The 13794-nt window shown below is 63.9% G+C and carries 12 protein-coding genes; 5 read left to right on the top strand and 7 right to left on the bottom strand.

The annotated features are described in order from the left end of the window. Positions 1 to 3: 3 nt before the first annotated feature. Together kynA and LB566_RS12665 are read right to left on the bottom strand one after the other, a co-directional pair. Positions 4 to 840, bottom strand: coding sequence for a tryptophan 2,3-dioxygenase (gene kynA / locus LB566_RS12670; protein ID WP_140548387.1), 837 nt, complete (start codon positions 838 to 840; stop codon positions 4 to 6). After that, positions 837 to 2462, bottom strand: a complete 1626-nt coding sequence (locus tag LB566_RS12665) for an AMP-binding protein (RefSeq protein ID WP_224624634.1) — start codon at positions 2460 to 2462, stop codon at positions 837 to 839. The genes kynA and LB566_RS12665 overlap by 4 nt, the downstream gene beginning before the upstream one ends. A gap of 166 nt (positions 2463 to 2628) precedes the next feature. On the opposite strand from LB566_RS12665, the gene LB566_RS12660 reads away from it, so the two are divergent. Beyond that, on the top strand, positions 2629 to 3468 hold the full coding sequence (locus LB566_RS12660; protein ID WP_224624633.1) for an alpha/beta hydrolase: 840 nt from the start codon (positions 2629 to 2631) through the stop codon (positions 3466 to 3468). Between the two features lie 36 nt (positions 3469 to 3504). Here LB566_RS12660 and glp read toward each other — a convergent pair whose 3' ends face one another. The 5 genes from glp to LB566_RS12635 are packed head-to-tail and all read right to left on the bottom strand — an operon-like array spanning position 3505 to position 8929. Next, on the bottom strand, positions 3505 to 4710 hold the full coding sequence (gene glp / locus LB566_RS12655) for a gephyrin-like molybdotransferase Glp (protein ID WP_224624632.1): 1206 nt from the start codon (positions 4708 to 4710) through the stop codon (positions 3505 to 3507). Continuing rightward, a complete protein-coding gene (moaC, locus tag LB566_RS12650) occupies positions 4710 to 5210 on the bottom strand; it encodes a cyclic pyranopterin monophosphate synthase MoaC (protein WP_224624631.1) in 501 nt (166 codons plus the stop codon). Before moaC ends, glp begins: the two co-directional genes overlap by 1 nt. Before the next feature lie 2 nt (positions 5211 to 5212). Next, entirely contained in the window at positions 5213 to 6025 is an 813-nt protein-coding gene (trpC, locus tag LB566_RS12645; RefSeq protein WP_140548397.1) for an indole-3-glycerol phosphate synthase TrpC, read from the bottom strand. A gap of 4 nt (positions 6026 to 6029) precedes the next feature. Continuing rightward, entirely contained in the window at positions 6030 to 7040 is a 1011-nt protein-coding gene (gene trpD, locus LB566_RS12640) for an anthranilate phosphoribosyltransferase (RefSeq protein WP_224624630.1), read from the bottom strand. Further along, positions 7037 to 8929 carry a SurA N-terminal domain-containing protein gene (locus LB566_RS12635; RefSeq protein WP_140548401.1) on the bottom strand — a complete coding sequence of 631 codons (1893 nt, stop codon included), beginning with the start codon at positions 8927 to 8929 and terminating at the stop codon, positions 7037 to 7039. Before LB566_RS12635 ends, trpD begins: the two co-directional genes overlap by 4 nt. Before the next feature lie 142 nt (positions 8930 to 9071). Here LB566_RS12635 and tpiA point away from each other — a divergent pair, with 142 nt between their 5' ends. The 4 genes from tpiA to LB566_RS12615 all read left to right on the top strand — a co-directional run bounded on the left by tpiA (position 9072) and on the right by LB566_RS12615 (position 13776). Next, positions 9072 to 9839: a triose-phosphate isomerase gene (tpiA, locus tag LB566_RS12630; protein ID WP_140560956.1), complete on the top strand. Its 768-nt coding sequence runs from the start codon at positions 9072 to 9074 to the stop codon at positions 9837 to 9839. 171 nt (positions 9840 to 10010) lie between these two features. Continuing rightward, complete coding sequence (gene secG, locus LB566_RS12625; protein WP_224624629.1) at positions 10011 to 10466, top strand: preprotein translocase subunit SecG; 456 nt, start codon at positions 10011 to 10013, stop codon at positions 10464 to 10466. Positions 10467 to 10801: 335 nt separating this feature from the next. Beyond that, a complete protein-coding gene (locus LB566_RS12620; RefSeq protein WP_224624628.1) occupies positions 10802 to 11926 on the top strand; it encodes a L,D-transpeptidase in 1125 nt (374 codons plus the stop codon). A 212-nt stretch (positions 11927 to 12138) separates the two neighbouring features. Beyond that, positions 12139 to 13776, top strand: coding sequence for a CTP synthase (locus LB566_RS12615; RefSeq protein ID WP_140498648.1), 1638 nt, complete (start codon positions 12139 to 12141; stop codon positions 13774 to 13776). The last annotated feature ends 18 nt before the right edge of the window (positions 13777 to 13794 follow it).

The following is a 13794-nucleotide window of genomic DNA, read 5'->3' as shown; positions in this document are numbered from 1 at the left end:
GCGTCAGAGCCGGGTGCGGACCTTCCACAGCTCCGGGAACAACTCGACCTCCAGCATCTTCTTCAGATAGGACGCGCCCGATGTGCCGCCGGTGCCGCGCTTCATGCCGATGATGCGCTCGACCGTGGTGACGTGGTTGAAGCGCCATCGGCGGAAATAATCCTCGAAGTCGACCAACTTCTCGGCGAGTTCGTAGAACATCCAGTAGCGCTGCGGGTCGCGATAGATGGTCTGCCAGGCGACCAGGACCTCTTCGTTCTCGGTCCGCGTTTCGCGCCAGTCCGTTCGCCTTGCGTCGGCGCCGATGTCGAAGCCGTTGCGGGCGAGCAGCAGCAGCGCCTCGTCGTAGAGCGACGGCTGCGCCAGGATCGCCTCCAGTTTCTCGCTGAGGTCCGGCCGATGCTTGTGCGGCCCGAGCATTGCGAGGTTGCGGTTGCCGGCCATGAATTCGATGGCGCGGTATTGCCAGGACTGGAAGCCCGAGGACTGGCCGAGCGCATCGCGGAATTCGGTGTATTCACTGGGCGTCATCGTGCGCAGCACGTCCCAGGCATTGTTGAGCTGCTCGAAGATGCGCGCGACGCGCGAAAGCATCTTGAAGCTCGGTTCGAGACGGTCGGCGCGGATGGAGCGGATTGCGGCGCCGATTTCGTGCAGCGCGAGCTTCATCCAGAGTTCCGATGTCTGGTGCTGGATGATGAACAGCATCTCGTCATGGGCTGACGAAAGCGGCTGCTGCGCCTCGAGCACCTTTTCCAGATGCAGATAGTCGCCGTAGGACATGCGCTCCTTGAACGACATTTCCGCGCCCTCGGTGGAAGGGTCGTAGGGCTTGCTCAATTGATCTTCTCCGCGCGCAGCCGGAAGCGCTGGATCTTGCCGGTCTGCGTCTTGGGCAAAGCGGCGATGAATTTTACCGAGCGCGGGTATTTGTAGGGCGCGATCGTCGCCTTGACATGGTCCTGCAGGCGCTTGACGGTCATTGCGTCCGGCGCCACGCCTTGTACGAGCACCACATGCGCCTCGACGATCTGGCCGCGCTCTGCATCCTCGGCTCCGACCACCGCGCATTCGGCGACATCGGCATGCGCTAGCAGCGCCGCTTCGACCTCGGGGCCGGCGATGTTGTAGCCGGCACTGACGATCATGTCGTCGGAGCGCGCGGCGAAGTGGAAGAAACCGTCCTCGTCCTGCCAGAACGTGTCGCCTGTGAGGTTCCACCCGTCGCGGACATAGTCGCTCTGCCTGGCATCGGCCATGTAGCGGCAGCCGGTCGGTCCCCGCACCGCGAGCCTGCCTGCGGTGCCGCGCGGCACTTCACGCATTTCCTCGTCGACGATGCGCGCCTGATAGCCGCCAACGGCCTTGCCGGTGGAAGCGGGCTTCATGTCGTCAAAGCGGTTGGAGATGAAAATATGCAGCATTTCCGTGGCGCCGATGCCGTCGAGGATCGGCTTGCCGGTCTTCTCAGTCCATTCCTCGAAGACCGGCGCGGGCAAGGTCTCGCCGGCTGAAACCGCGACCCGCAGCGACGATAAATCGGCCCCTTCGTCCATGGCCTTGAGCATTGCGCGATAGGCGGTGGGCGCGGTGAAGGAGATTGTCGCTTTGTAGCTTTCGATGATGTGGACCATGTTGGGCGGCGTGGCCTGTTCCAGCAGCGTCGCCGCGGCGCCGAAACGCAGCGGGAAGATGGCGAGCCCGCCAAGGCCGAAGGTGAAGGCCAGCGGCGGCGAGCCAACGAAGATGTCGTCCGGCGTCACCTGCAGGATCTCGCGGGCGTAGGCGTCGGCGATGATCAGGAGGTCGCGGTGAAAATGCATCGTCGCCTTCGGCACGCCCGTCGTGCCCGAGGTGAAGCCGAGCAGGGCGACGTCGTCGCGCCCGGTCTGCACCGCGGCAAATGTCACGGGTTTGTCGAGGGCTGCGCGATCGAGTTCGGCATCGTGGTTGGCAGTACCGTCGAAACCGATGACCTGCTTGAGGAACGCGCTGTCCTTGGCGCAGGCGGTCATCTCGTCCATCAGCCTGGTGTCGCACAGCGCTGTGGTGATTTCGGCCTTGTCGACGATCTTGGCCAGTTCGCCGGCGCGCAGCATCGGCATGGTGTTGACCACGACGGCGCCGACCTTGGTGGCGGCCAGCCAGCAGGCCACCATTGCGGGGTTGTTGGCCGAACGGATCAGCACCCGGTTGCCTGGCTTGACGCCGTAATTCTCGACCAGCGCATGCGCCAGCCTGTTCGTCCAGTCGGACAATTCCTTGTAGGTGCGGCGGCGGCCATTGCCGATCAGCGCGGTACGGTCGCCGAGGCCTTTCTCGACCAGCCTGTCGGTCAGTTCGACGCCGGCATTGAGCCGCTCGGGATAGTCGAAGCCGTCGAGCAGGAAGTCCGGCCACTGGTCGGGCGGCGGCAGGTTATCGCGCGTGAAGGTATCGATATGCGCTGATGGCCCAAGCATTTTCGGCTGCCCCTGTCTGCCTCACGCCCATCGCTGAACAAGGCACAGGATCGCACCAGTCGAAATTTGTTTCAAGCCTAAAATGTTTTGCTCCGGGAGCATTGACGTTGCCGCTGTCGATGGCCATTGCTAGCGCTGAAACGATGCCGTCCGGGGGAGGGTGCCGATGCTCGAACATCGCATTGCCGATTGGGACAATGCCTACGCCAATGGCGCCAACATCGCCGGCAGCGATCGCTGGCCGGCTGCATGGGTCGAACCAGCGCAGGCATTTCGCGATGCGCTTGCGGCAAAGGGCAGGGCTCAGCTCGATATCGCCTATGGCGACAGGCCGCGCAACCGGCTCGATCTCTTCCTTCCCGCCGCCATGCCCAAGGGGCTCGTCGTGTTCATTCATGGCGGCTACTGGCTGGAGTCCGACAAGGATACCTGGTCGCATCTCGCCAGGGGCTCGGTTGACAGCGGCTTTGCCGTGGCGATGCCGTCCTATACGCTCTGCCCCGACATACGCATCGCCGGCATCTCCCACGAGATCGGCGCGGCGATCGGCAAGGCGGCGGCGATGGTCGGGGGACCGCTTATGCTGACCGGGCATTCGGCCGGCGGCCATCTCGCCAGCCGCATGGCGACGACGTCAACGCCCCTGGCAGCCGACGTGGCAAGGCGCATACGCCACGTCGTTTCGATTTCAGGCCTGCACGACCTGCGTCCGCTCATGCGCACCGGCATGAACGCGGCGCTGAAAATCGATGAAGCCGAGGCGCTGACGGAAAGTCCGGCGCTGCTGCGGCCCATGGATGGCGCGCGCATCACGTGCTGGGCCGGAGGCGGCGAGCGGTCCGAGTTCTTGCGCCAGAGCGCCTTGCTGGCCAATATCTGGACAGGGCTTGGTGCCGTCACGAGCGCGGTGGTCGAGCCGGACCGACATCATTACGACATTGTCGAAGGCCTGGCCGATCCGGCGCATCCGCTGACACGAGTTTTGCTAGCGGAGTCAACGATCTGATTTGTCGCTAGAATCAGCGGGTTATACGGGGAATATTCACCTCAGCATGAGAACGCTGCAAGCGTCTCCTGCAGCCGCGGTGGATACAAATGGTTCGCGCACGATCAGTCCGTTGGCGTCGGCCAGCATCCTCAGCATCGAGGAATCCTGGATGCTGAAAGGGGTTGCCACCAGCATGCCGGCCTCTTGCCTGACCGCCGCCCGCACATAGTCCTGGCGCAGATCATTGGCCTGCATCGCGGCGCCCAGCCGTGCCTGACGGATATCTTGCCGGAAATTGCGGCCGCCGAGGCGTGCCAGAAGCGGTTTCAGGAACAGTTGCGAGCAGACGAGGCTCGCCACCGGATTGCCGGGTAGGCCGATGCACCTGATGTCGCCGAGGCGGCCGAACATCAGCGGCTTGCCGGGACGCATGGCGATCTTCCAGAAACCGAGCGTCATGCCTTCGCCGGTCAGCACGTCATGGATCAGATCGTGGTCGCCGACCGAGGCGCCGCCGAGCGTGACGATGACATCAGCGCCGGCCGTGACCGCTTTCCTGACCAGCGCCGCGATGGCTTCCTCGCGATCGGCAGCAATGCCGAGATCAAGCGCATGCGCACCGACCGATTGCGCGGCGGCGGCGACGCCATAGGCGTTTGACGAAATGATCTGGTCGGGGCCGAGTTCGCTGCCGGGCGGCAGCAGCTCATCGCCGGTGGCGATGATGGCAACCAGCGGTCGCTTTACGACGCCCACCTGGGGATGGTTGGCCGAGGCGACAAGCGACAGTGCTGCCGGATCGAGCACGCGGCCTTTTTCCAGCAGGATGTCGCCTTCGGAGAAATCGAGCCCGAAGCGGCGGATGTTGCGACCCTCGGCCGTCGGTTCGACCACCTCGATGCTGCCGCCGCCGAGGTCACGAACATTTTCCTGGATGACGATGGTGTCTGCGCCTTGCGGCAGCGGAGCACCGGTGAAGATGCGCACGGCCTGCGCCTTGCCGACGGCGCCGTCAAAGCCGCGCCCGGCCGCCGCCATGCCGATCACCGAAAGCCGGGACGGCACGGACGCGACATCGATGGCGCGGACCGCGTATCCGTCCATGGCAGAGGCGTTGAAGGGCGGCTGGGTGCGCAACGCCACCACCGGTTCCGCGAGAACACGATCCACGGCCTCGAGGAGCGAAACACTTTCGCTCGCAAGCGGCGCAGCACCCTCCAGCAGGCGTTCGAGCGCTGCTGCGACCGGAAGCAGCGCCATCAGGCGACCGCCCCATCTTCGCCAGCGGCCTTGTAGTCGCCCGACTTGCCGCCGGTCTTTTCGACCAACCGGATGCCGGTGATGACCATGGCGCGGTCGACCGCCTTGGCCATGTCGTAAATGGTCAGGCAGGCAACCGAAGCCGCGGTGAGCGCTTCCATCTCGACGCCGGTCTTGCCGTTGACGCGCGCCAGCGCGGTGATCTTCAGTCCGGGCAGGGCAGGATCGGGCTCAATGTCGACGGAGACCCTGGTCAAGAGCAGCGGATGGCAGAGCGGGATCAGCTCATGCGTCTTCTTCGCCGCCATGATGCCGGCTATGCGCGCGGTGCCCAGCACATCGCCTTTCTTGGCATTGCCGGCCAGGATCATCTTCAGCGTCTCGGGCCGCATCGAGACGAAACCCTCGGCGACAGCGGTGCGCGTCGTTTCGTCCTTGCCGCCAATATCGACCATGTTGGCCTGGCCCTGCGCGCCGAGATGGGTGAGGGCGGCCGTCATCGTCAGACAGCCTCGGCCGCTGCCTTGCCGGTGAGCAGCGCGCGCGTTGCGGCGGTCACATCCTGCTGGCGCATCAAACTTTCGCCGACCAGGAAGGTGCCGATGTCGCTCTTTTGCAATCTGAGGCAGTCGTCATGAGAGAAGATGCCGCTTTCGCTGACCAGCAAGTAACCGCCCGGCACCATCGCCCGCAGTCGTTCCGAGGTTTCGAGACGGGTCTCGAATGTCCGCAGATTACGGTTGTTGATGCCGATTAATTGCGACGACAGCTTCAGTGCGCGCTCCGTCTCGGCCTCGTCGTGGACCTCGATCAGCGCATCCATGCCGAGTTCGAATGCCGTCGCTTCAAGCTCGCTCGCCAAATCGTCATCGACGCTGGCCATGATGATCAGGATGGCGTCCGCCCCCCAGGCGCGAGCTTCATGGACCTGATAAGGATCGAACAGAAAATCCTTACGCAGCGCGGGCAGGGTGACAGCGGCTCTTGCCTTGGTGAGAAATTCCGGCGCGCCTTGGAAGGACGGTGCATCGGTCAGCACCGAAAGACAGGCGGCGCCGCCCTTTGCATAGGCCCGCGCGAGCGCTGGCGGATCGAAGTCGGCGCGGATCAAGCCCTTGGACGGGCTTGCCTTCTTGATCTCGGCGATCAGCGCGAAGCCGCCGGATCTGCGCTTCGCCTCAAGTGCCGCGAGAAAGCCGCGCGGCGCGTCAGTGTCTTTCGCCCGCGCCTTGATCTCGGCCAGCGGCACGCGCGCCTTGGCCGTCGCGATCTCGTCGCGCTTGTAGGCCTCGATCTTGCGCAGGATGTCCGACATCTGTCTAACCGTTCGAAATCTCGACCAGCCGGTCGAGAACCTGCAGCGCCCGACCGCTGTCGATGGCTTGCACCGCCGTCGCCATGCCGTCGGCGAGCGTCGTCGCCTTGCCAGCCACCACCAAGCCGCCACCGGCGTTCATCAGCACGGTGTCGCGAAAAGCGCCCACGGCGCCACCCAGCATAGCGCGCAACGCCTCGGCGTTGTAGGCAGCGTCGCCGCCGCGCAGTTCTTCCTTGGTGTGACGGGCCAGACCAACCGTTTCGGGCGTCAAGGTGAAGGTGCGGATCTCGCCGCCGATCAGTTCGGCGACATGCGTTTCGCCCGTGGTGGTGATCTCGTCGTAGCCGTCACCATGAACGACCCAGGCATGCTCGGTGCCCAATGCCTTCAGCGTCTCGGCCACCGGCATGATCCATTCCGGCATGAACACGCCGACCATCTGCCGGCGCACGTCGGCCGGATTGGAGAGCGGACCGAGCAAGTTGAAGATGGTCCTGGTGCCGAGCTCCACGCGGGTCGGGCCGACATGCTTCATCGCCGGGTGATGTGCCGGCGCGAACATGAAGCCGACCCCGGCCTCGTGGATGCAGCGGCCGATGGCCTGCGGCGTGAGATCGATCTTGACGCCGAGCGCGGTCAGGACGTCGGCCGCACCAGTGAGCGAAGACAGCCCGCGATTGCCATGCTTGGCCACCGGAACCCCGCTGGCAGCGATGACGAAAGCGGATGCCGTCGAGATGTTGACGGAGTGCGAATTGTCGCCGCCGGTGCCCACGATGTCGATGGCGCCGACAGGTGCGTCGACGCGAAGCATCTTGGCGCGCATGGTGGCGACGGCGCCCGAAATCTCGTCCACCGTCTCGCCGCGCACACGCAATGCCATCAGGAAGCCGCCGATCTGACCGGGCGTAGCATCGCCCGACATGATGATGTCGAAGGCTTCGCGCGCCTCGTCGAAGGACAGGGCGGTGCCGGCCGCGACCTTGGCGATATGGGTTTTCAGCGCGCTCATCTTGTCGAGGCTTGGGCAACGGCAGCCTGGTCGACGCGGACGCCGTACTGCGTCTGCAACTGCGCTACCAACTGGTCGAGCAGGTCGTCCGACATGCCGGCGGTGAAGGACTTGCGCGCGTCCTCGGGCACCGAACTGGCGTCGGCCCCGGCGGGTTCGAACACCTCGGCGACCTTGAACAGGATTTGCGCGTCGCTGGTGGGAGAGGGGATCAGGCCGGTGCCGCCTTCGCCGACGCCGAACATCACCGCTGCACCTTCCTTGCCGAAATCGGCGTCGTCGGCCTCGCGCTTCAGGCCACGCTTGGTCTGCTTTTCCAGCTTGAGCTCGCCGGCGATGACGTCGAGCGTTGCGCCGGCCTTGAGCCGCTTTTCCAGCTCCTGCGCCTTGGCGGTCAACCGCTTGGCCGTCTCGGCCGCAGTCCAATCGGCAACGACTTTCTGGCGAACTTCGTCCAGCGTGCGGTCGCGGGCCGGCGTGATCGAAGCCACTTCATAGAAAATGAAGCCGTTATCGGCCGTGGTCAGCGCCTCGTTTTCGGTATTCGGTTCGGCTTCGAAGGCAGCCTTGATCAGAGCAGGCGATTCCGGCAGGTCCTTGACGATGGAGCCATCGGGCCGCAGGCCACTGCGATCGATCGCGTCGACGGTGACGACCTTCAACTTCAGCTTGGCGGCGGCGTCAGCCAGCGAACTGCCGGCGGCGCGGCTGTCCTCGTAATTGTCGTGCACGTCCAGAAGGATGCGGCTTGCCTCGCCCAGTGCCAGGTCCTTGCGGATCTGGTCCGACACTTCGGCCAGCGGCTTCACGACTTCGGGCTTGATCTCGGTGACGCGCAGCAGCACGGGACCGAAGGCACCCTGCACGACAGGGCTCACCTCATTGACGTTGAGCGCAAAAGCAGCGTCGGCGACCGCCTTGTCGGCGATCTTGTCCTTGGCGAGCGTTCCGAGCAGCGTGTCGGCCGGGGTCTTGCCTTCCGCAGTGACGAGCTTGTCGAAGGTTGCGCCGGACTTCAAGGAATCGAGCGCGGCCTTGGCCTCGTCTGGCGTCTTGAACACAAGCTGCTCTATGGTGCGCATCTCCGGAGTGGTGTAGCGCGCCTTGTTCTTGTTGTAGTCGTCGCTGACCTGGGCGTCGGTCACCGAGCTCGTATCCATGATGTCCTGCGGCTCGAGCCTGACATAGGAAAACTTGCGGTATTCGGGCGCGGCATAGGTCTTCTTGTTGGCCTCGAAATAGGCCTGCAGCGCGCTGTCGCTCGGCGCCTCGATGGGTTCGACCAGCGCCTTCGGCAAGGTCAGATAGTCGACCGTACGATCCTCGCCACGGTACAGGGCCACCGCCTTGAAGAAGGTGTCAGGCGCCTTGAGGCCGTCCGAAACCGCCTCGACGATCTGCTGGCGCACCGCGACCTGGGCCCGATTCTTCAAATAATCCTCCGGGCGCATGCCGACCTCACGCAGTCTGTATTCGAAGGCTCTCCGGTCGAACTGTCCGCCGGGGCCCTTGAACGCCGGATCCTCGCGGGTGAGTTCGGCCAGCCGGTCCTTGGACAGGCCAAGGCCGAGCTTGCGAGCCTGTTCGTCGAGGACCGCGCCCGAAACAAGCTGCGCCAACACCTGGTTGTCGACGCCGAGCGCCTTTGCCTGTTCGTGGGTGAGGCGTTGGCCGAACTGCTGCGACATGACGGCGAGCTGGCGGTCATAGGCAAGGCGGTATTCGTTGATCGACACCTTGGTGCCGCCAGCCGTGATGACGGAGTCGTGGCCGGCAAGGCCACCCATCAGCCGTCCCGATACGCCCCAGACCGCAAAACTGACCACCAGCAGCGAAAGCAGTAACTTCGCGACCCAGGTGCCCGCCGCGCTTCTCAATATACCAAGCATCGTTACTTCCGATTTATGCGCATTTCGGATGCGCCGAGTCTGAAACAAGCGCAATAGCGCCCTTCCGGTCCACTGTCGATTGCTTTGTGGCTTGATTTTGGTAGTGAGAACGCCAGCCGAATGTCACCCGGAGAAGCAAACGATGACGCCAGGAATTCGCCCGCTCGTCGCAGGCAACTGGAAAATGAACGGTACCAGCGCCTCGCTCAACGAACTCAGGATGATCGGCAACGGTTTCATGAGCGGGCTCGACGCAGATACCGAGGCGCTGGTCTGCGTTCCCGCGACCTTGCTCGCCCATGCCGCCGAGATTCTGTCGCGTACGCCGGTTCATGCCGGCGGTGAGGATTGCCACGCCAAGGAGAGCGGCGCCTATACCGGGTGCATCTCCGCGGAGATGCTGAAGGATGCGGGCGCGACCCACGTCATCGTCGGCCATTCCGAATGCCGCGAACAGCGCGGCGAGGATGATGCCACAGTTCAGGCCAAGGCCTCCGCCGCCTGGCGCGCCGGGCTTGTGGCCATTGTCTGCATCGGCGAGACGCGGCAGGAGCGCGAAGCGGGCGCGACGCTGGACGTGTTGTCACGCCAGGTTGCCGGTTCGGTGCCGGCAAGCGCCACCGCGTCCAACACGATCGTTGCCTATGAGCCGGTGTGGGCGATCGGCACCGGCCTGACGCCGACCGTCGCGGATGTAGCCGAGGCGCATGCGCATATTCGCGAAAAACTGTCGGAGAAGCTCGGCACCGCCGCGGGCAAGATGCGCATTCTATATGGCGGTTCGGTCAAGCCGTCCAATGCAGTGGAACTGCTTGGGGTCAGGAATGTCGACGGCGCGCTGGTCGGCGGCGCCAGCCTGAAAGCGGCCGACTTCCTGGGCATCGCGGAAGCCTATCGCAGCATCTCTTGATGACTTCGCGCGGCGCCGAAGCTGCCGCGGCGCACGGGAAATCGTTGTAAAGGGCGCCTTGCTTCCCATATTCCGGCCACGGGCTTGGAAATGCCGTGAAAGCATTGTATTGAGCCGCCTCCAATTCCCCGGTCGTGTCCGCGGCCGGGCAGGGCATTGCCAGGATAAACTATGCAAACCGTACTGATCGTCATCCATCTCATGGTCGTTCTGGCCCTTGTCGGCGTTGTGCTGCTGCAGCGCTCCGAAGGCGGCGGCCTTGGCATTGGTGGCGGATCCGGCTTCATGACGGCGCGCGGCGCCGCCAATGCGCTGACCCGGGCGACGGCGATTCTGGCGGCCGCTTTCTTCGTGACGTCGCTGACCTTGTCGATCATTGCCCGCTACGGCGAGAAGCCGATCGACATTCTCGACCGCGTTCCCGCGACATCGGACGGCGCCGGCAAGGGCGTACTCAACCAATTGCCTGGCACGACCACCCCGACGCCGCCTTCAGGCAATGCCGAGCCGACGCCGCCTTCCGGCAACGGAGCCGCGACGACGCCGCCAGCCAATGCTCCGGCCACGCCGCCGGCGGCCAACGGCACCAGCACCGCGCCCGCAGCCCCGCAGGTTCCGAACCAGTAGTCTGGCTCCTTCTCAAGACCATGTGACAGCAAGGTAATGCCGGCGTGCGAACGCCGGCTTCCGGCGCTTGCGGGCGTCGCAACCGAACTGCTTTCAGCTCGGGTTCTCGCGGCCAGTCTCTCGGCGCTCTGATCTTCATAAGCCGATCTGTTGTCGTTTGACCACAGTCGCGGCAAATGCGGCGGCATCACGAAGATTCGACGGGAAGTGCAGCGGCCTCGCGCTTGAGGCGCCCGCGCTTATTCGACTATAGATTGCGCGCGGCATTTTCGGTGTCCTTGGGGGACGCCGGGCGACGCCGTGGGCAACAAATATCGAACGATCGGATCTTCGCCATGCAGCTTCGCAGCTTCATCTTCCTGGGACTTTGCGCCGCACTCGGCATGAGCTCCCCGGCTTTCGCCGGCGTGCCAGCCAATTTGGCCGCCAATCAGTCGGTCGGCAAGACCGACGCCATCAACGTCGCAGCCAAGAGCGATGCGGCACAGTTGAGGCTTCTCAAGAAGAAGAAAAATCCGACACCGGACGATCTCGCCCAGATCAAAAAGATCGAGGCCAAGATCGTTGCCGACAGGGAAGCTGCCAAGGCCAAGGCGCTGGAAGCCAGGAAGATGGCGATGCGCGAGGCGGCGAAGGCGAAGGCCGAGGCGGAACGGCAGGCGTTCCTGGCCAAGAGAGGCAAGACTGCCCCGGCGACCGAAGTGGCCGCGGCCAAGTCGGTCAAGAAGATCACGAAGATCATCGAGCCGTTGACGCCGATCGAGCCGATTCCTTCGGCCGAATCGGAATCGGCCGAGGTGATGAACGTTGCGCTGACCGGCAATAATGGCGAATTGCGCAGCGAGCTGCCCGGCCAGAAGCAGCGCACCGGCGGCGGCCTGTTCGCCGGACTATTTGGCGGCCAGATGGCATCGCCCTCGATCAATTATCTGCCTGAGACCCGTGCGCTGGATTCGGCGCTCGCCAGGAAAAACGCCAAGAAGCCATTCAAGGTAAAGCCGGAGTTCGTGCCACAGGACGTGGAATTCACCGGTTACGAGGCCGGCACGATCGTCATCGATACGAGTGCTCGCCGGCTCTATCTGGTGGAATCATCGTCCACCGCCCGCCGCTACGCCATCGCGGTCGGCCGCGAAGGATTGCAGTTCAAGGGCACCGTGGCGGTCGGCGACAAGCAGGAGTGGCCACGCTGGATTCCGACGCTGGACATGCAGAAGCGCGAGCCCAAGCATTATGCCCAGTACAAGGACGGCATGCCCGGCGGCGGTCAGAATCCGCTCGGCGCTCGCGCCATCTACCTCTATGACGGCAAGAAGGACACGCATCTGCGCATCCACGGCACCATCGCGCCGCAGTCGATCGGAACCAGCGCTTCCAATGGCTGTTTCCGCATGATGAACGAGCACGTCATGGACCTCTACAGCCGTGTCAAGGTCGGCACCAAGGTCGTCATCATCTGACGTTTGCAGCAGCGTGCCAAAAGGGCCGGTTCAGCCGGCCCTTTTGTTTTGCCTCGTTCACGGTCGCGTTCCAGTGGAACGGGCCAGCCCGTTCGAGATGGGCCTATCCGAAAACCGGATCCCATTTTCGGATCACGGTTCGAGCGCCTTCTTGGGAAAAAGCCTTAGCGGCGGTTTTTTCTCTGGCGGAATCAATCCGGCCGCGTTAAGCGATGACTCCCATGGCGCGATATGTATTCATCACAGGCGGCGTGGTCTCCTCACTTGGAAAAGGCATTGCCGCAGCGGCCCTAGGGGCTCTCTTGCAGGCGCGGGGTTATCGCGCACGCATCAAAAAACTCGATCCCTACCTCAATGTCGATCCAGGCACGATGTCGCCGTATCAGCATGGCGAGGTGTTCGTCACAGATGACGGCGCGGAGACCGATCTCGATCTTGGCCATTACGAACGGTTCACTGGTCGTTCCGCCAACCAGCAGGACAACATCACCACCGGCCGTATCTATAAGAACATCATCGAGCGCGAGCGGCGCGGCGATTATCTCGGCGCCACTGTGCAGGTCATCCCGCACGTCACCGACGAGATCAAGAATTTCGTCCTCGACGGCAATGACGACTATGATTTCGTGCTGTGCGAAATCGGCGGCACCGTGGGCGACATCGAGGCGATGCCTTTCCTGGAGGCGATCCGCCAGCTCGGCAACGACCTGCCGCGCAACAACGCCGTCTATGTGCATCTGACGCTGATGCCCTATATCCCGACCGCGGGCGAATTGAAGACCAAGCCGACCCAGCATTCGGTCAAGGAGCTGCGCGGCATCGGCATCGCGCCCGACATCCTGCTGGTCCGCGCCGACCGAGCCATTCCCAAGGAAGAGCGCCGAAAACTGTCCCTGTTCTGCAATGTCAGGGAGAGCGCGGTCATCCAGGCGCTCGACGTGCCGCACATCTACGACGTGCCCATGGCTTACCACAAGGAAGGGCTCGATTCGGAAGTGCTGGCCGCTTTCGGCATCGACCCGGCGCCGAAGCCGCGCATGGAGCCGTGGCAGGCCGTGTCCAACCGCATCCACAATCCGGAAGGCGAGGTGACCATTGCCATCGTCGGGAAATATACCGGCCTCAAGGACGCCTATAAATCGCTGATCGAGGCGCTGTCGCATGGCGGGTTGGCCAACCACGTCAAGGTCAAGCTCGACTGGATCGAATCGGAAATCTTCGAGAAGGAGGATCCGACGCCGTGGCTGGAAAAGGTGCATGGCATCCTGGTGCCCGGCGGTTTCGGCGAGCGCGGCTCGGAAGGCAAGATCCTGGCGGCGAAATTCGCGCGTGAGCGCAAGGTGCCGTATTTCGGCATCTGCTTCGGCATGCAGATGGCCTGCATCGAGGCGGCGCGATCCCTGGCCGGGGTCGATGAGGCCTCCTCGACCGAGTTCGGCCCGACCAAGGAGCCGGTCGTCGGCCTGATGACGGAGTGGCTGAAGGGCAACATGCTGGAGAAGCGCCGGGCAACCGGCGATCTCGGCGGCACGATGCGGCTCGGCGCCTATCAGGCCGAGCTCGCCAAGGGTTCCAAGATCGCCGACATCTATGGCGACACGCAAATTTCCGAGCGTCACCGCCACCGCTACGAGGTCAATATCGACTATAAGCAGCGGCTGGAGGATTGCGGCCTGGTGTTTGCCGGCATGTCGCCCGACGGCGTGCTGCCCGAAACGGTCGAATACCCCGACCATCCCTGGTTCATCGGCGTGCAATACCACCCCGAGCTGAAGAGCCGGCCGCTCGACCCGCATCCGCTGTTCGCCAGCTTCATCGAGGCGGCGGTCGAACAATCGCGCCTGGTATAGGCCGCACCAGGCGCGGTT

The sequence above is a fragment of the Mesorhizobium sp. CA13 genome, assembly GCF_020165235.1.
Taxonomy (GTDB): domain Bacteria; phylum Pseudomonadota; class Alphaproteobacteria; order Rhizobiales; family Rhizobiaceae; genus Mesorhizobium.
The sequence above is the reverse complement of the archived record's forward strand: the minus strand, read 5'-3'. Positions and strand labels throughout refer to the sequence as shown.